16 protein-coding genes and 1 pseudogene are annotated in these 17,871 nt (G+C 55.4%); 13 read left to right on the top strand and 4 right to left on the bottom strand.

Features of this window, described 5'->3' with window-relative positions:
• Window positions 1-33 precede the first annotated feature (33 nt).
• From clpP to bolA, 3 genes are all read right to left on the bottom strand, one after another.
• Window positions 34-657 carry an ATP-dependent Clp endopeptidase proteolytic subunit ClpP gene (gene clpP / locus H7R76_RS17915; protein WP_035894303.1) on the bottom strand — a complete coding sequence of 208 codons (624 nt, stop codon included), beginning with the start codon at window positions 655-657 and terminating at the stop codon, window positions 34-36.
• Window positions 658-898: 241 nt separating this feature from the next.
• On the bottom strand, window positions 899-2,197 hold the full coding sequence (gene tig / locus H7R76_RS17920) for a trigger factor (RefSeq protein ID WP_106927978.1): 1,299 nt from the start codon (window positions 2,195-2,197) through the stop codon (window positions 899-901).
• 334 nt (window positions 2,198-2,531) lie between these two features.
• On the bottom strand, window positions 2,532-2,849 hold the full coding sequence (gene bolA / locus H7R76_RS17925; protein ID WP_106927980.1) for a transcriptional regulator BolA: 318 nt from the start codon (window positions 2,847-2,849) through the stop codon (window positions 2,532-2,534).
• A 297-nt stretch (window positions 2,850-3,146) separates the two neighbouring features.
• Between bolA and H7R76_RS17930 the strand changes: the two genes are divergently transcribed.
• From H7R76_RS17930 to H7R76_RS17970, 9 genes and pseudogenes are all read left to right on the top strand, one after another.
• Window positions 3,147-3,725, top strand: coding sequence for a lipoprotein (locus H7R76_RS17930; protein WP_106927982.1), 579 nt, complete (start codon window positions 3,147-3,149; stop codon window positions 3,723-3,725).
• A 46-nt stretch (window positions 3,726-3,771) separates the two neighbouring features.
• Entirely contained in the window at window positions 3,772-5,256 is a 1,485-nt protein-coding gene (gene ampG, locus H7R76_RS17935) for a muropeptide MFS transporter AmpG (protein WP_182929386.1), read from the top strand.
• Between the two features lie 464 nt (window positions 5,257-5,720).
• A pseudogene (gene cyoA / locus H7R76_RS17940) lies at window positions 5,721-6,668 on the top strand (cytochrome o ubiquinol oxidase subunit II).
• 19 nt (window positions 6,669-6,687) lie between these two features.
• On the top strand, window positions 6,688-8,679 hold the full coding sequence (cyoB, locus tag H7R76_RS17945) for a cytochrome o ubiquinol oxidase subunit I (RefSeq protein WP_106927988.1): 1,992 nt from the start codon (window positions 6,688-6,690) through the stop codon (window positions 8,677-8,679).
• The gene (locus H7R76_RS17950) at window positions 8,669-9,280 is read left to right on the top strand and encodes a cytochrome o ubiquinol oxidase subunit III (protein WP_106927990.1); all 612 of its coding nucleotides are present in this window, start codon (window positions 8,669-8,671) and stop codon (window positions 9,278-9,280) included. Before cyoB ends, H7R76_RS17950 begins: the two co-directional genes overlap by 11 nt.
• Window positions 9,280-9,609 carry a cytochrome o ubiquinol oxidase subunit IV gene (locus tag H7R76_RS17955; RefSeq protein WP_106927992.1) on the top strand — a complete coding sequence of 110 codons (330 nt, stop codon included), beginning with the start codon at window positions 9,280-9,282 and terminating at the stop codon, window positions 9,607-9,609. Before H7R76_RS17950 ends, H7R76_RS17955 begins: the two co-directional genes overlap by 1 nt.
• Before the next feature lie 11 nt (window positions 9,610-9,620).
• Window positions 9,621-10,508, top strand: a complete 888-nt coding sequence (gene cyoE, locus H7R76_RS17960) for a heme o synthase (RefSeq protein WP_106927994.1) — start codon at window positions 9,621-9,623, stop codon at window positions 10,506-10,508.
• Between the two features lie 317 nt (window positions 10,509-10,825).
• Complete coding sequence (locus tag H7R76_RS17965; RefSeq protein ID WP_182929387.1) at window positions 10,826-10,981, top strand: Hok/Gef family protein; 156 nt, start codon at window positions 10,826-10,828, stop codon at window positions 10,979-10,981.
• Window positions 10,982-11,058: 77 nt separating this feature from the next.
• On the top strand, window positions 11,059-12,171 hold the full coding sequence (locus H7R76_RS17970) for an IS4-like element IS421 family transposase (protein ID WP_001300563.1): 1,113 nt from the start codon (window positions 11,059-11,061) through the stop codon (window positions 12,169-12,171).
• 236 nt (window positions 12,172-12,407) lie between these two features.
• On the opposite strand, the gene H7R76_RS17975 is transcribed toward H7R76_RS17970, so the two are convergent.
• A complete protein-coding gene (locus H7R76_RS17975; RefSeq protein ID WP_106927998.1) occupies window positions 12,408-13,166 on the bottom strand; it encodes an IclR family transcriptional regulator domain-containing protein in 759 nt (252 codons plus the stop codon).
• 152 nt (window positions 13,167-13,318) lie between these two features.
• Here H7R76_RS17975 and H7R76_RS17980 point away from each other — a divergent pair, with 152 nt between their 5' ends.
• Genes H7R76_RS17980 through H7R76_RS17995 form a run of 4 tightly spaced genes read left to right on the top strand, consistent with a single transcriptional unit; the run spans window position 13,319 to window position 17,853 of the window.
• Entirely contained in the window at window positions 13,319-14,140 is an 822-nt protein-coding gene (locus H7R76_RS17980; RefSeq protein ID WP_182965990.1) for a shikimate dehydrogenase family protein, read from the top strand.
• The gene (locus H7R76_RS17985; RefSeq protein WP_182965992.1) at window positions 14,137-15,831 is read left to right on the top strand and encodes an FAD-dependent oxidoreductase; all 1,695 of its coding nucleotides are present in this window, start codon (window positions 14,137-14,139) and stop codon (window positions 15,829-15,831) included. The genes H7R76_RS17980 and H7R76_RS17985 overlap by 4 nt, the downstream gene beginning before the upstream one ends.
• Entirely contained in the window at window positions 15,828-16,148 is a 321-nt protein-coding gene (locus tag H7R76_RS17990; RefSeq protein ID WP_106928004.1) for an NIPSNAP family protein, read from the top strand. Before H7R76_RS17985 ends, H7R76_RS17990 begins: the two co-directional genes overlap by 4 nt.
• Before the next feature lie 10 nt (window positions 16,149-16,158).
• Complete coding sequence (locus H7R76_RS17995; RefSeq protein WP_182965994.1) at window positions 16,159-17,853, top strand: FAD-dependent oxidoreductase; 1,695 nt, start codon at window positions 16,159-16,161, stop codon at window positions 17,851-17,853.
• Window positions 17,854-17,871: the final 18 nt, after the last annotated feature.

Below are 17,871 nucleotides of genomic sequence, written 5' to 3' on the forward strand. Positions count from 1 at the left end.
ATATACCCTGCGACGGCACGTGCGGTCATGACATTAGTTACGCTGACTCAGGATTGAGTCAACTAAGCCATACTCAACAGCTTCAGAAGCGGACAGGAAACGGTCACGCTCGGTGTCGCTTTCAATCTGCTCCAGAGACTTACCGGTATGGTGCGCCATAAGCTCATTCATGCGTCCTTTCACCTTCAGGATCTCACGGGCGTGGATTTCGATGTCCGTCGCCTGGCCCTGATAACCGCCCAGCGGTTGGTGAATCATCACGCGGGAGTTCGGCAAGCAGAAGCGCTTACCTTTTGCGCCTGCTGTCAGCAGGAACGCACCCATTGACGCCGCTTGCCCCATACAGATGGTGCTGACGTCTGGCTTGATGAACTGCATGGTGTCATAAATGGACATCCCTGCTGTGATCACGCCGCCTGGGGAGTTGATATACAGGTAAATGTCTTTTTCCGGGTTTTCCGCTTCCAGAAACAGCATTTGCGCCACAATCAGGTTCGCCATGTGGTCTTCCACCTGGCCGGTCAAAAAGATGACGCGCTCTTTAAGCAGACGGGAGTAGATATCAAAAGAACGTTCGCCACGGGAGGTCTGTTCGATGACCATTGGCACCAGGGCCATGTGGGGTGCAAAGTTATCTCTTTCGCCACTGTATGACATATCCGTCTCCTGGATAAAAAATAAAATAGCCACAACATTCAGATTATAGCGATGCGGCGAGTGATTCGTTCCCCCAGTAATGGGTACGATCTTACCCTATTTCAAGCATAACAATATTTTGTTGTTACGCTAACACCCAAACGGCGTTTTATCACGTCAGCTTTCGCTATCGCTGCAATAAAAAAAACCCGTTACCAAAAGGCAACGGGTTTTTCTCAAAACCGTAAACCGGAAAGCGAAATTACGCCTGCTGATTCATCAGTTCATTGAAGGAAGTTGCTTTTTCAGTCACTTTCGCTTTTTCCAGAACCGCTTCAACAGCCTGTTCTTCCAGAGCGACACTGCGCATGTTTTCCATCAGCTCTTTGTTTTTGCTGTAGAATTCAATAACTTCTTTCGGATCTTCGTAGGCAGAAGCCATTTCTTCGATCAGGGTAGCTACGCGTGCTTCGTCAGCTTTCAGCTCGTGGGTACGAATCACTTCGCCCAGCAGCAGGCCAACCACAACGCGGCGTTTTGCCTGCTCTTCGAACAGTTCACGCGGCAGTTCCATCGCTTGCTGCTGGTTGCCACCGAAACGCTGTGCAGCCTGACGGCGCAGCACATCGATTTCGCTGTCGATCAGCGCAGCCGGAACGTCGATTTCGTTCGCTTTCACCAGGCCTTCAATTGCCTGAGATTTAACGCGGTTACGTACCGCGCCTTTCAGCTCGCGTTCCATGTTTTTACGCACTTCAGCGCGCAGGCCTTCAACGGTGCCGTCTTCAACGCCGAAACGTTTGATGAATTCAGCCGTCAGTTCCGGCAGCTCACGCTCTTCAACTTTCTTCAGGGTAATCGCAAATTTAGCGGCTTTACCTTTCAGGTTTTCTGCGTGGTATTCTTCCGGGAAGGTCACGTCGATGGTGAATTCTTCGCCCGCTTTGTGGCCTTTGATACCGTCTTCAAAGCCCGGGATCATACGACCCTGGCCCATCGCCAGTACGAAATCGGTCGCTTTGCCGCCTTCGAACTCTTCGCCGTCTACGGAACCGATGAAGTCAACGGTTACGCGGTCTTCAGCGTCAACAGCGCCGTCTTTGTCTTTCCAGTTAGCCTGCTGTTTACGCAGGGTGTCCAGCATGCCGTCAACGTCGGCTTCGGTCACTTCAACAACCGGTTTTTCGACTTCGATTGCGTCCAGGCCTTTCAGCTCAACTTCCGGATACACTTCGAATTCTACGGCGTAGGTGAAGTCTTCGCCCAGTTTGTATTCGCCCGGAACATAGTTCGGTGCGCCAGCCGGGTTAATTTTTTCTTTGATGATCGCGTCAACGAAGTGACGGCTCATCAGGTCACCCAGCACGTCCTGACGCACGGAAGCGCCATAACGCTGAGCAACAACATTCATCGGTACTTTACCTTTACGGAAACCGTCAATGCGTACTTTTTTCGCTACGTTGACCAGCTCGCTTTTTACAGCGGTCTCGATGCTGTCAGCAGCGATAGTAATCGTTACACGGCGGCCAAGGCCCTGAGTGGTTTCAACTGAAACTTGCATCTTGTTACCTCAAAAAAATCACAGTGCTCGGTCAACTCTGAATCATGCCTTGCAGTACTGGGACGTTCTCTTTTAATCAGAAACCATTCCCTGTAGCCAGAATCATCCCGAAGACATTCCGAAAAATAAGACGCAGCATTATAGCGGCATCACTTTTATGAGTCGAGAACGGTTATCACGCGTTGCTGCGGCATTTTTCACAATTCCCGGCTAATTTTTGTCTGAATACTGTCTTTGGCGCGCAAAATTCAGACAAAACAAAACGGCCCGCAGGCCGTTTTCTCATAATCTGTACGCAACATACTGGAAAAGTTCCGCGTTGCAAATGCCTTTTCTACGCGATAGTGCCCGCGCCGCGACACGGCGGCGAAGCAAATACGGTATCCTGCAAACCTTCCCACTCTTTCCGCGTGTAAGTGTGTAGTGCCAGAGCATGTACGGTCGAGGCAAACTCCTCTGTTAGGGTGCCATAAATCATTCGGTGGCGATTAAGGAAACGCTCTCCGGTGAATCGATCGCTGACTAACACAACTTTAAAGTGGCTCTCAGAGCCTGCCGGTACGTTGTGGCGGTAGCTTTCATCGACAACTTCCAGGAACACAGGAGCAAACGCTGCCCTTAATTTTTCTTCGATTTGTTCACGCATCATCATGATATTACTCCTCCGACAACGTTAAGATGCCGCCTATCCCTTTAAATGTTAGCCGCTTTTACTGACTCCATTACACAAAGGCAACAAAAAATTAGCGTTCGCGCCATTTTATTTGTCAAGTAGATGAAGTTAACGTCTTTTACAATCCGTTCTCATCTGAAATCCTGGCGCAAACTGTCACGCGGTGCAGAAAAGCACCAACACGATGAAATTACATGCGTTGCCTACTTCCCCTGACCGTTGGCGATGTTATGATGACGGGAATTTTCAGTAAACAATGCGTTTGAGAACCCTAACATGTTAAAAAAAATCCTCTTCCCACTGGTAGCACTGTTTATGTTGGCCGGGTGCGCAACGCCGCCGACGACCGTTGACGTCTCACCGAAAATCACGCTGCCTTCCCAGGATCCTAGCCTGATGGGCGTCACCGTCAGCATCAACGGTGCCGATCAGCGCCAGGATCAGGCGCTGGCGAAAGTCACCCGTAACAACCAACTGGTCACCCTGACCGCTTCACGCGACCTGCGCTTCCTGATGCAAGAAGTGCTGGAAAAACAAATGACCGCGCGCGGCTATATGATTGGCCCGAACGGCGCAGCAAACCTGCAGATCATCGTTAACCAGCTGTATGCTGACGTTTCTCAGGGTAACGTGCGTTACAACATCAATACCAAAGCCGATATCGCCATCATCGCGACCGCCGCTAACGGTAATAAGATGACCAAAAACTACCGTTCAAACTACTCTGTTGAAGGCGCGTTCCAGGCCTCTAACCAGAATATCGCCAATACCGTGGATAGCGTTCTGGGTGACACCATTGCCGATATGGCACAGGACACCGCCATTCACGATTTCATTAAACAAAACGCACGCTAATCCCGTCTCAGACCCGGCGCTTCGCCGGGTCTGAACGTATATACCTATGTCTGGTCACTATCTACGCATTTTTCAGCAACCCAAATCAGCCATTCTGCTGATTCTTGGCTTTGCCTCCGGCTTACCGCTTGCCCTGACCTCAGGGACGCTTCAGGCGTGGATGACGGTCGAGAATATCGATCTGAAAACCATCGGCTTCTTCTCGCTGGTCGGCCAGGCCTACGTCTTTAAGTTTCTGTGGTCGCCGGTGATGGACCGCTACACGCCGCCGTTCCTCGGCCGCCGTCGCGGCTGGCTGTTGACCACCCAATGCCTACTGCTGATTGCCATTGCGGCAATGGGCTTCCTTGAGCCCGCCTCGCAGCTGCGCTGGATGGCGGCGCTGGCGGTCATTATCGCCTTCTGTTCCGCGTCGCAGGATATCGTCTTCGACGCCTGGAAAACCGACGTACTGCCTGCCGAAGAGCGCGGTGCCGGAGCGGCCATCAGCGTGCTGGGGTATCGCCTGGGGATGCTGGTTTCCGGCGGTTTAGCGCTGTGGCTTGCCGATAAATGGCTGGGCTGGCAGGGTATGTACTGGCTGATGGCAGCGCTGCTCGTTCCCTGCATTATCGCCACCCTGCTGGCGCCGGAACCCAGCGATGTTATCCCGGTGCCGAAAAGCCTTGAACAGGCGGTCGTGGCGCCGCTGAAAGATTTCTTTGGCCGTAACAACGCGTGGCTGATTCTGCTGCTTATCGTCATGTACAAACTCGGCGATGCCTTCGCCATGAGCCTGACCACCACCTTCCTGATTCGCGGCGTCGGATTTGATGCCGGGCAGGTCGGGATGGTCAATAAGACTCTCGGTCTGTTTGCGACCATCATCGGCGCGCTGTACGGCGGCGTACTGATGCAGCGCCTGACGCTGTTTCGCGCGCTGCTGATTTTTGGCATTCTGCAGGGGGTTTCCAACGCGGGCTACTGGATGCTGTCGGTTACCGACAAGCACCTCTACTCCATGGCGGCGGCGGTATTCTTTGAAAACCTGTGCGGCGGTATGGGAACGGCGGCGTTCGTCGCGCTGCTGATGACGCTGTGCAACAAATCCTTTTCCGCCACCCAGTTTGCCCTGCTGTCGGCGCTGTCGGCCGTTGGACGGGTCTATGTAGGCCCGATTGCCGGCTGGTTTGTCGAAGCCCACGGCTGGCCAACGTTCTATCTTTTCTCCGTCATCGCCGCGGTGCCGGGCATATTGCTGCTGTTAATCTGCCGCCGGACGCTGGAGTACACCCAGCAGACTGAGCAATTTATGCCGCGCGTATCCTACAGCGGCGGCTATCGTCTGGCGCTGCGTCTGCTCCTGGCTGGGGTCGCCCTGCTAGGCATCTGGCTGCTGCTGCTGATTAGCGATGCGCTTCATCTCTTTGCCGTAGCATGGTCCGGCACGTTGCTCGAAGCCGGGGTGCTCATTGCATTTATCGGTATCGTCTTTGGTTGCCTGCTGGACTATCTGGCACTGAGGAAAACGCCCGTTTCACTCACTCAGTAAAAAATGCGGCATATCCAATGTAATCACGATGCGTAATAATAACTCACGCATCGTATATATCTTTTTTTATTTGCGCTTTTGTGCGCTTTAGAATTCTGGAAATTACTGGAACGTTTAAGGTATGCTTTATTTCATTAACCGATTCAGCACCAGACCAATTAAATTTTCGTTTTTCAATTGTCTTTTATTTGATGATTAATTGTTAATTATTTGTATATTTTTAGCAATGGTTATACCAATTGCCATCCCAACCCCTTCCCCATACCCTCTTTCGTTATAACGCCCGTCTGATGGGCTTTCCGCTCGGAAAATAGACATATTTAGCAACATCTGTGACAGGCACGGCAGAACCCAGTAACACATAACTGACAGAGCACCAATGATGTTTACAGTAATGTAACCTTCCCGTAAAATGACCCCACACTTTAAACGCCACCAACACCCCGTGGAATTGAGGTCGTTACATGAGACTCAGGAAATACAATAAAAACTTGGGATGGTTGTCATTAATCGCCAGCACGGTATTACTCAGCGGCTGCGATTCTGCACTACTTGACCCCAAAGGACAGATTGGACTGGAGCAGCGTTCGCTGATTCTGACGGCTTTCGGCCTGATGATGATCGTCGTCATTCCGGCCGTCTTAATGGCCGTTGGTTTCGCCTGAAAATACCGTGCGAGCAATAAAGATGCGAAGTATAGCCCGAACTGGTCACACTCCAACAAAGTGGAAGCTGTGGTCTGGACCGTGCCTATTCTTATCATCATCTTCCTCGCCGTACTGACCTGGAAAACCACTCACTCCTTAGAACCAAGCAAACCGCTGGTACATGACGAGAAACCGATCACGATTGAAGTGGTTTCCATGGACTGGAAATGGTTCTTCATTTACCCGGAGCAGGGCATTGCTACCGTCAACGAAATCGCCTTCCCGGCGAACGTTCCGGTGCAGTTCAAAGTGACCTCCAACTCCGTGATGAACTCCTTCTTTATCCCGCGTCTGGGCAGCCAGATTTACGCCATGGCCGGTATGCAGACCAACCTGCATCTTATCGCTAACGAAGCGGGTACCTACGACGGTATCTCCGCCAGTTACAGCGGCCCGGGCTTCTCTGGTATGAAGTTCAAAGCCATTGCGACGCCGGATCGTGCCACATTCGATCAGTGGGTCGCTAAAGCGAAACAATCTCCGAACACCATGGACGACATGGCGGCATTCGAGAAAGTGGCTGCACCGAGCGAATACAACAAGGTGGAGTACTTCTCCAGCGTGAAACCAGATTTGTTTAAAGCAGTGACCAGCAAATTTATGGATCACGGCAAAAGCATGAACATGTCCAAACCGGAAGGCGAACACGCAGCGCACGAGGGTATGGAAGGCATGGACATGAACCACGCGGAATCCGCTCACTAAGGGGCCGAGGAAGAAAACGATGTTCGGAAAATTGACACTGGATGCAGTGCCGTTCCATGAACCTATTGTCATGGTTACGGTCGCTGCCATTATCATCGGTGGTCTGGCGTTACTCGCCTTGATCACTTACTTCGGTAAGTGGTCCTACCTATGGAATGAGTGGCTGACTTCGGTTGACCACAAAAAACTGGGCATCATGTATGTCATCGTCGCTATCGTCATGCTGCTGCGTGGCTTTGCCGATGCCGTCATGATGCGTAGCCAACAGGTGCTGGCCTCCGCCGGCGAAGCTGGCTTCCTGCCACCTCATCACTACGATCAGATCTTTACCGCCCACGGCGTTATCATGATCTTCTTCGTGGCGATGCCGTTCGTTATCGGTCTGATGAACCTCGTGGTTCCACTGCAGATCGGCGCGCGCGACGTGGCGTTCCCGTTCCTGAACAACCTGAGCTTCTGGTTCACCGTTGTCGGCGTTATTCTGGTTAACCTGTCTCTGGGCGTAGGTGAATTTGCTCAGACCGGTTGGCTGGCCTATCCGCCGCTCTCGGGAATTGAGTACAGTCCGGGCGTAGGGGTCGATTACTGGATTTGGGCGCTGCAGCTCTCCGGTATTGGTACTACGTTAACCGGTATTAACTTCTTTGTGACCATCATCAAGATGCGTGCGCCAGGAATGACGATGTTCAAGATGCCGGTATTTACCTGGGCATCTCTGTGCGCCAACATCCTGATTATCGCCTCCTTCCCAATTCTGACGGTTACCATCGCGCTGCTGACCCTGGATCGCTATCTGGGCACCCATTTCTTTACCAACGATATGGGCGGCAACATGATGATGTACATCAACCTGATTTGGGCCTGGGGCCATCCGGAAGTGTATATCCTGGTTCTGCCGGTCTTCGGTGTATTCTCTGAAGTTGCCGCAACCTTCTCGCGTAAACGCCTGTTTGGCTACACCTCGCTGGTGTGGGCGACCGTGTGTATTACCATCCTGTCGTTCATCGTTTGGCTGCACCACTTCTTCACCATGGGTGCCGGTGCGAACGTTAACGCCTTCTTCGGTATTACCACGATGATTATCGCCATCCCGACCGGGGTGAAGATCTTCAACTGGCTGTTCACCATGTATCAGGGCCGCATCGTCTTCAACTCTGCGATGCTGTGGACCATCGGCTTTATCGTGACCTTCTCGGTCGGCGGTATGACCGGCGTTCTGCTGGCGGTGCCGGGCGCGGACTTCGTGCTGCACAACAGCCTGTTCCTGATTGCGCACTTCCATAACGTCATCATCGGCGGTGTGGTCTTCGGTTGCTTCGCCGGCCTGACCTACTGGTGGCCGAAAGCCTTTGGCTTCACCCTGAACGAGACCTGGGGCAAACGCGCCTTCTGGTTCTGGATCATCGGCTTCTTCGTGGCGTTTATGCCGCTGTACGTGCTGGGCTTCATGGGCATGACCCGTCGCCTGAGCCAGCAGATTGACCCGCAGTTCCACCCGATGCTGGTTATCGCAGCGTGCGGTGCTGCGCTGATCGCCTGCGGTATCCTGTGCCAGCTGATTCAGTTCTACGTCTCTATTCGCGACCGCGAGCAGAACCGTGACCTGACCGGTGACCCATGGGGCGGCCGTACGCTGGAGTGGGCAACCTCTTCCCCGCCTCCGTTCTACAACTTTGCCATTGTGCCGCACATTCATGAGCGTGACGCATTCTGGGAAATGAAAGAGAAAGGCGAAGCGTACAAACAGCCGACGCAGTATGAAGAAATTCATATGCCGAAAAACAGCGGTGCGGGTATCGTGATTGCCGCCTTCGCTACCGTCTTTGGTTTCGCCATGATCTGGCATATCTGGTGGTTGGCGATTGCCAGCTTCGCAGGCATCGTGATCACCTGGATCATCAAAAGCTTTGACGAGGACGTGGATTACTACGTGCCGGTTGCAGAAGTCGAAAAACTGGAAAATCAGCATTTCGATGAGATTTCTAAGGCAGGGCTGAAAAATGGCAACTGATACTCTGGCGCATAACGCCCACGCGCATGAACATGGGCATCACGATACAGGGCCGATGAAGATCTTCGGCTTCTGGATCTACCTGATGAGCGACTGCATTATCTTCGCTACGTTGTTCGCTACCTACGCTGTGCTGGTAAACGGCACGGCGGGCGGCCCGACCGGCAAAGATATCTTCGAGCTGCCGTTCGTTCTGGTTGAAACTGCACTGCTGTTATTCAGCTCCATCACCTACGGCATGGCGGCTATCGCCATGTACAAAAACAACAAGAGCCAGGTCGTTTCCTGGCTCGCCCTCACCTTCCTGTTTGGTGCCGGGTTCATCGCGATGGAAATCTATGAATTCCATCACCTGATTGTTGAAGGTATGGGCCCGGATCGCAGCGGCTTCCTGTCAGCGTTCTTCGCGCTGGTTGGCACGCACGGCCTGCACGTCACCTCCGGTCTTATCTGGATGGCGGTGCTGATGGTGCAGGTTTCTCGCCGCGGCCTGACCAGCACTAACCGTACCCGTATCCTGTGCCTGAGCCTGTTCTGGCACTTCCTGGACGTGGTGTGGATCTGTGTGTTCTCGGTTGTTTATCTGATGGGGGCAATGTAATGAGTCATTCTAACGATCATAGCGGCGCATCCCACGGCAGCGTGAAGTCGTACATGACAGGTTTTATCCTGTCTATCATCCTGACGGTGATCCCGTTCTGGATGGTGATGACCGGCAGCGCGTCGCATGCGGCGATTCTGGGCACCATTCTGGTGACCGCTGTGGTGCAGATTGTCGTACACCTGGTGTACTTCCTGCACATGAACAGCAAGTCTGACGAAGGCTGGAACCTGACCGCGTTTGTCTTTACCGTGATAATCATTGCCATCGTGGTGGTAGGCTCCATCTGGATTATGTGGAACCTGAACTACAACATGATGGTTCACTAAGAGCGGCGAGTATGTTTAAGCGATACCTGCAAGTAACGAAGCCTGGCATCATTTTTGGCAACCTGATCTCCGTGATCGGCGGTTTCCTGCTGGCCTCCAAAGGTCACATCGACTATCCGCTGTTCGTCTGGACGCTTCTCGGTGTGTCTCTGGTGGTCGCCTCGGGTTGTGTTTTCAACAACTACATCGATCGTGACATCGACCGTAAGATGGAGCGAACGAAGAACCGAGTGCTGGTTAAGGGACTGATTGCGCCAAAAACGTCGCTGGTCTACGCCACTTTGCTGGGTCTCGCTGGCTTCATGCTGCTGTGGTTCGGCGCCAATCCCCTCGCCTGCTGGCTGGGGGTAATGGGGTTCGTGGTTTATGTCGGCGTTTACAGCCTGTACATGAAGCGCCACTCCGTTTACGGCACGCTGATTGGTTCTCTCTCCGGCGCTGCGCCGCCGGTGATTGGCTACTGCGCAGTATCCGGCACCTTTGACAGCGGCGCGCTGATTCTGCTGGCGATCTTCAGCCTGTGGCAGATGCCCCACTCCTACGCTATCGCGATTTTCCGTTTTAAGGATTATCAGGCAGCGAACATCCCGGTACTGCCGGTGGTGAAGGGCATTTCGGTGGCAAAAAATCACATTACGCTGTACATCGTCGCTTTTGCTATCGCCACGCTGATGCTAACGCTTGGCGGCTACGCGGGTTATAAATACCTGATTGTTGCCGCTGCGGTGAGCGTATGGTGGCTCGGCATGGCGCTGCGCGGTTACAACGTGGAAGATGATAAAGTCTGGGCGCGCAAGCTGTTCGGCTTCTCTATCATCGCCATTACCGCGCTCAGCGTGATGATGTCGGTCGACTTTATGGTGCCGAATTCTCAGAACCTGCTGACTTACGTCTGGTAAAGAGACACCGTTTGATAAAAACCTCGCTTCGGCGGGGTTTTTTATTGCCTGAAGAAAAGCGCCAGCACCCGATATTGATGTTTTCCTAAATAGCGGCGAGGCCAGCGTTCAGGCAGCTCATTCGAGGGGAAGAGGTATAGAATCGCAACGGGTGCTTGAGACTGTTTGTCTTGAGCATGATGTGAAAGGCAGATAGACAAAAGCCCCAGATAACATTCTGCGTCCGGCAAGACGCTTAACATTAATCTGAGGCCCCTAAATACCAACCAGTATTAGGTTAGCCTCTTACCGACCTTAGGGTCAAGGAGAAGTAGCCTATGAAACGGAACAAGGTAGTGATTGTTGCCCTGATTGTCCTCTGTATTACCGTCGTGATGTCGGTACTGGTCACGCGCAAAGATCTTTGCGCGGTCCGTATCCGCAGCGGGCATACGGAGGTCGCCGTCTTCACAGACTACGAATCTGTTAAGTAAGAGACCCGGCGGGGAGTCATCCCATAAGCGCTAACTTAAGGGTTGTGGTATTACGCCTGATATGATTTAACGTGCCGATGAATTACTCTCACGATAACTGGTCAGCAATTCTGGCCCATATTGGTAAGCCCGAAGAACTGGATACTTCGGCACGTAATGCCGGGGCTCTAACCCGCCGCCGCGAAATTCGTGATGCTGCAACTCTGCTACGTCTGGGGCTGGCTTACGGCCCCGGGGGGATGTCATTACGTGAAGTCACTGCATGGGCTCAGCTCCATGACGTTGCAACATTATCTGACGTGGCTCTCCTGAAGCGGCTGCGGAATGCCGCCGACTGGTTTGGCATACTTGCCGCACAAACACTTGCTGTACGCGCCGCAGTTACGGGTTGTACAAGCGGAAAGAGATTGCGTCTTGTCGATGGAACAGCAATCAGTGCGCCCGGGGGCGGCAGCGCTGAATGGCGACTACATATGGGATATGATCCTCATACCTGTCAGTTCACTGATTTTGAGCTAACCGACAGCAGAGACGCTGAACGGCTGGACCGATTTGCGCAAACGGCAGACGAGATACGCATTGCTGACCGGGGATTCGGTTCGCGTCCCGAATGTATCCGCTCACTTGCTTTTGGAGAAGCTGATTATATCGTCCGGGTTCACTGGCGAGGATTGCGCTGGTTAACTGCAGAAGGAATGCGCTTTGACATGATGGGTTTTCTGCGCGGGCTGGATTGCGGTAAGAACGGTGAAACCACTGTAATGATAGGCAATTCAGGTAATAAAAAAGCCGGAGCTCCCTTTCCGGCACGTCTCATTGCCGTATCACTTCCTCCCGAAAAAGCATTAATCAGTAAAACCCGACTGCTCAGCGAGAATCGTCGAAAAGGACGAGTAGTTCAGGCGGAAACGCTGGAAGCAGCGGGCCATGTGCTATTGCTAACATCATTACCGGAAGATGAATATTCAGCAGAGCAAGTGGCTGATTGTTACCGTCTGCGATGGCAAATTGAACTGGCTTTTAAGCGGCTCAAAAGTTTGCTGCACCTGGATGCTTTGCGTGCAAAGGAACCTGAACTCGCGAAAGCGTGGATATTTGCTAATCTACTCGCCGCATTTTTAATTGACGACATAATCCAGCCATCGCTGGATTTCCCCCCCAGAAGTGCCGGATCCGAAAAGAAGAACTAACTCGTTGTGGAGAATAACAAAAATGGTCATCTGGAGCTTACAGGTGGCCATTCGTGGGACAGTATCCCTGACAGCCTACAAAACGCAATTGAAGAACGCGAGGCATCGTCTTAACGAGGCACCGAGGCGTCGCATTCTTCAGATGGTTCAACCCTTAAGTTAGCGCTTATGGGAGTCATCCCCGCCACTCCTGATGCTACCAGGTATTCTCAACGCACCCAATTTTTTTCACCTGGCTAGCCCACCAGCATCGCCTGCGCGCTATACAGCAGATCGAGATGATCCCGGCACAGCGCCTCCAGCGACGTGCGCGACTGGTGGCTGGTCAGACTCAACGCTCCCCAGTACAGCCCTTCCCTATCAGCAAGTGGAACGGCGATCACCAGCATACCTATCTCAAACTCCTGCTCAATAGAGGCGTATCCCTGACGACGAACCTGCGCGATACGCTCCATCAATATCGGTACATCCGTCACCGTGTAAGGCGTTCGCTGCTCGCGGGCTACTCGCTGCAACACAGCCTCGCATTCAGCTTCCGGCAACGAGGCTAACCACAAGCGACCGCCCGCGGTGCAGTGAATCGGCACTCGTTCACCGAGCCGTACAGAAGTTGAGTTAAACGGCGTATGTTTGCTGCGGGCAATATAGACCAGCTCGTTGTCATCGATCACCCCCACCGACGCGTGTTCCTCTGTACGACTAGCAACATATTCAACAATCGGCCGTACCATACGCGGGAACTGCGCGGAATCAACGTAGGCCTGCCCCAAACGCAGCGTTTTCGCCATCAGCCAGTAATAGCGCCCATCGGTATCCAGATAGCCGTCGTGTACCAGCGTCAGGAAAAATCGGCGAGCCGCGCTCTGCGTCAACCCGCTCATTTTCGCCGCCTGCGGCACCGTCAGACGCGGGTTCGCCTTTGAAAAAAGCTGGATCAGCGCCAGCCCCTTTTGCAGCCCCACAATCAGATCGCGTTGATGAATCTCGTTTTGCATAGTTGTTCACACTTTTGCAACAGAGGGAGTCGAATACTGCGATTATCGCACTGTCGGTGCGATTAACAACCAACCCGTCCGAATTCTGCGTTGTCGCTCACCGCTTCCATTGAAATACTTACGCAACAGTTTATTAACAAGCGAGGTGAGCAATGGTCAGCGGATTTACTCAGGTCGTCGCCGTTATCGGGCATCCCATTACCCAGGTGAAATCACCGGAAAACTTTAACCACTACTTTGCCAGCCAGAGCATGGATAAGGTAATGATCCCGGTCGATATCGCGCCGGAAGCCGTTGCCGACTATCTGAACGCCCTGCGCGGCTGGCAGAATATGAGCGGTATTTTGGTTACCGTTCCCCATAAACAGCGCGTTGCCGGGCTGCTGGATAGCCTGACATCGCGCGCCCGTCATCTGAATGCGGTCAACGTAGTTCGCAAGCTGGCGGACGGCCGCTTAGAGGGCGATATGCTTGACGGCGTCGGCTTCCTGCGCGCCGCCGACGCGCACGGTTTTGCCACCGTCGGCAAGCGCGCCCTGCTCACCGGCTGCGGCGGCGTCGGTAGCGCCATCGCCTGGAGTCTGTGCGAAGCGGGCATCCACAGTCTGGCCCTGCACGATCGCGACGACGCCAGCCGCCAGCGTCTGGAGAATCGTCTCGCCACCCATTTCCCGAGCGTCCACCTCACCGCCCTGCCCGAATCGCTGGCGGAAATCGATCTGCTGGTCAACGGTTCTCCTGCGGGTATGGCGGGCTTCGATCCGCTGCCGCTAAGCCCAGCGCTGCTTGAAACGTTAACCGCCGCCACGCACGTTGCCGATGTCGTCACCGCACCGGTTGTCACCCCGCTGCTGGCCTTCGCCAGCGAGCGTGGCTGCCGCACGCAAACCGGGCCGGAAATGGCGCTAGCGCAGATGGAGCTGATGGGGCAGTTCATCGGTGCGATACCCTCACCACATGAGGTCGCCGCATGAAAAGCTGGGACGTGATCGTTATCGGCAGCGGTGCGGCGGGGTTTGCCGCCGCCGTGACGGCCTGCTGCAAAGGGCTCTCCGTGCTGATGCTGGAAAAAGCGCCGCACTTTGGCGGCACGTCGGCGATCTCCGGCGGCGCGGTGTGGATCAACGATACCGACCAGGCGCGCCACCTCGGCAAAAGCGGCTCCCCTGAGGAGATAAAAACCTACCTGCGCACCATTATTGGCGACACCCATTATCGCCCGGAGATGGTGGATGCGTTTGTTCACGCCGGGCGTGACGCGCTGGCCTTTCTCGAGCAGCAAGGCGCGGTGAAATATAGCCTGCGCCCCCTGTCGCCGGACTATTACCCGGATGAGCCCGGCGCAGTCGACGTGGGCCGCGCGCTGGAAGTGGTGGAGTACGACGGGCGCGAGCTGGGCGAACACTTTAAAACGCTACGCTCACCGCCGCCGGGGATGCTGCTGTTTGGCGGCATGATGGTTAACCGCGTCGATATTCAGCATTTCCTCGATATGCGACGCTCATGGCGCTCATTCCGCCACTGCGCAAAGCTGCTGCTGCGCTACGGACGCGACCGACTGCGTCACCATCGTGGCACCCGTCTGGCAATGGGCAACGCGCTGATCGCCCGCATGGCCACGCTGGCGCTGCGCAAAGGGCTGGAGCTGGAGCTTAACGTGACGGTGAAATCGTTGACGGAGCAGAATGGTCGCGTCACCGGCGTCGAAATTGAGCGCGACGGCAAATCGGTCGCACTGCACGCGCGTCGCGGCGTGGTGCTGGCCGCCGGAGGATTCGCCGCCGGGCGTATTGCGCCGCAGTTCCGCCCCGCAACTCAGCAGCACTACACCATGTCGCCCGCGACCAATGATGGCGCCGCATTTCAGCTGGGGCTAGGCGTTGATGCCCGTCAGGGGGCCGATCTGCCATCTAACTTCTTCTGGGCGCCGGTCTCCGTGCTGCGCCGTCCGGACGGCAGCAAAGAGCGGTTTCCGCACCTGGTCACCGACCGCGCCAAGCCGGGGATGATTGCCGTCAACCAGCACGGCCTACGCTTCGTCAATGAGTCCAACTCCTACCACCACTTCGCCAGCGCCATGCAGCAACAGCCGGAGAACGCTCCCTGCTATCTGCTTTGCGACGCGAATGCGATGAAGCGCTATGGCCTGGGGCTGGCGCGTCCAGCGCCGGTCAATAACGATGCGCTGGTCAACGCCGGGTATCTGCATCAGGCGCAGAGCCTGGGCGAGCTGGCGCAGCAGTTGGGTATCGACCCGCAGCAGCTTGAGCAGACCGTCGCCGATTATAACCAGGACGCACAAACTGGCCACGACAGCGAATTCAATAAAGGCGGCAACAGCTACAACCGCGCGATGGGCGATGCGGCACACCGCCCGAACGCCTGTAACGCGCCGCTGTTAAGCGCGCCGTTTTACGCCATCAAACTGTTTACCGGCGATCTGGGCACCTCGCGCGGGCTGGTCACCACCGCCGACGCGCAGGTGATTAACCAGCAGGGCCAGCCCATCGGTGGGCTATACGCCGTCGGCAACGACATGGACTCGCTGATGGCGGGCACCTACCCCGGCCCTGGGATCACCCTCGGCCCGGCGCTCACCTTCGGCTATCTCGCCGCAGTGCATATGACCAACACATCCCCACTCACTTCAGGAGAAGCATCATGATCTACGAAAAACGCACCTACACCATCAATCCGCTGAAGATGGCTGACTGGCTCGCGCTGTACAAAAGCGACGCCTTTGCGGTCCAGACTGAGCATCTCGGTAAGCTAATAGGCTTCTTCTTTACCGAGATTGGCGTAGTCAATCAGGTGGTTCACATCTGGGCTTACGAAAGCCTGGACGATCGCCTGGTGCGGCGCGCGCGTATGGCACAGGATGAGCGTTGGCTGACCTTCTCGCGTAAAAACCGCGAGCTGGCAGCGGTTGAACGTCTGGAGTCGGTCCTGATGCGCCCGACCGATTTCTCCCCGCTGCAATAAGGAGGCATACATGAGCAGGCTCGTTGAGGTGGATATGCTGGTCATCGGCTCCGGTGCGGCGGGGCTGTCAGCCGCAGTGACCGCGGCGCTGCACGGCGCGCGAGTGCTGGTCGCTGAAAAAGAGTCGACGATTGGCGGCACCAGCGCCTGGTCCGGAGGCTGGCTGTGGATACCACAGAATCCACTCGCCCGCGAGGAGGGTATTATCGAGGATGACGCCGCACCGCTGGCCTATCTTCAGGCCGAAATGGAGGGACGTCCGGCCGATGCGCGCCTGCGGACTTTTTTACGTTACGGGCCGGAGATGGTGGATTTTTTCCGTCGCCGTACCGCCGTGCAATTTGTGTCTGGCAGTAAAATGCCGGACTTTCACAACAGCCAGGGCTTCGTTAACGGCGGTCGTTCGGTTACCGCTCAACCCTATGACGCTCGCGAGCTGGGCGACTGGCTGCATCGCCTGCGTCCACCGCTTGAAACCATCAGTCTGGCGGGAATGGGCATCGCTGGCGGCGAGGATATGGCGCACTTTTTTAACGCCACTCGCTCGCCGCGATCCGCACTGTATGCCGCACGACGGCTCGCGCGTCATGGCTGGCAGCGACTGCGCCACGGGCGCGGCCGCCATCTGGTCAACGGTAACGCGCTGGTGGCTCGCCTGCTACGTTCAGCGCTGGACGCCAAGGTCAGTTTTCAGCTCAACGCCCCGGTGACGCGGCTGTTACAAAACGCCAGCGGCGTGACCGGAGCCATACTGAGTAGCGATGATGGCGAAATTCAGGTCAACGCCCGTGCGGTTGTGCTGGCCTGCGGAGGTTTCCCGCACGACAAGCAGCGACTGGCAGAACAGGTACCCCACGCAGCACCGGGCTACGGTCATTTTTCCGCCGCACCGCCGGGGAATCAGGGCGATGGCATTCGCCTTGGCGAAACGGCCGGCGGGCAGTTTGATCGCTCACTCAAACACCCGATGGCGTGGGCGCCGGTGTCGCGCGTGTCGCTGGCCAGCGGCATACAGCTGGCCTTTCCGCACCTCGTTGAGCGCGCTAAGCCGGGGTTTATTGCGGTGCGGGACAACGGCAAACGCTTCGTTAATGAAGCGGACTCTTACCATGACTTTATCGCCGCGCTGATCGACGCCACGCCGGAGGGCGAAAAACCGGCGGCGTGGCTGATTGCCGACAGCCAGGCGCTGCACCGTTACGGCCTCGGTCACGCGCGGCCCACGCCGTTCCCGGTAAAAGCCTGGCTGCGTACCGGTTACCTGCAAAGTGCCAGCACGCTGGCAGAGCTGGCGCAAAAATGCAGCATCGACGGCCCGGCACTCAGCGCTACCGTCGCGCGCTTCAACGACTTTGCCCGTCAGGGGCGCGATGACGACTTCCAGCGCGGCGCTTCCGCCTACAACCGCGCGCAGGGCGATGCCAGCCACCAGCCCAGCCCCACGCTGGGGGCGCTGGAAAAGGCTCCGTACTATGCGGTGCGTATTCTCCCCGGCTCGCTCGGCTCGTTCAGCGGACTGAAAACCGATGAGCAAGCGCGGGTGCTCGACGTAAAACAACGCCCGATCCCCGGCCTGTTTGCCGTGGGTAACGATATGTCGAGCGTGATGCAGGGGTTCTACCCCAGCGGCGGCATCACGCTTGGCCCTGCCATGACCTTCGGTTATCTGGTGGGGAAAAACTTCGCCAAAAATATAACATCTTAAAAATATTACGCATTTAGC

This window comes from Klebsiella sp. WP8-S18-ESBL-06, from assembly GCF_014169755.1.
Lineage (GTDB): Bacteria > Pseudomonadota > Gammaproteobacteria > Enterobacterales > Enterobacteriaceae > Kluyvera > Kluyvera ascorbata_B.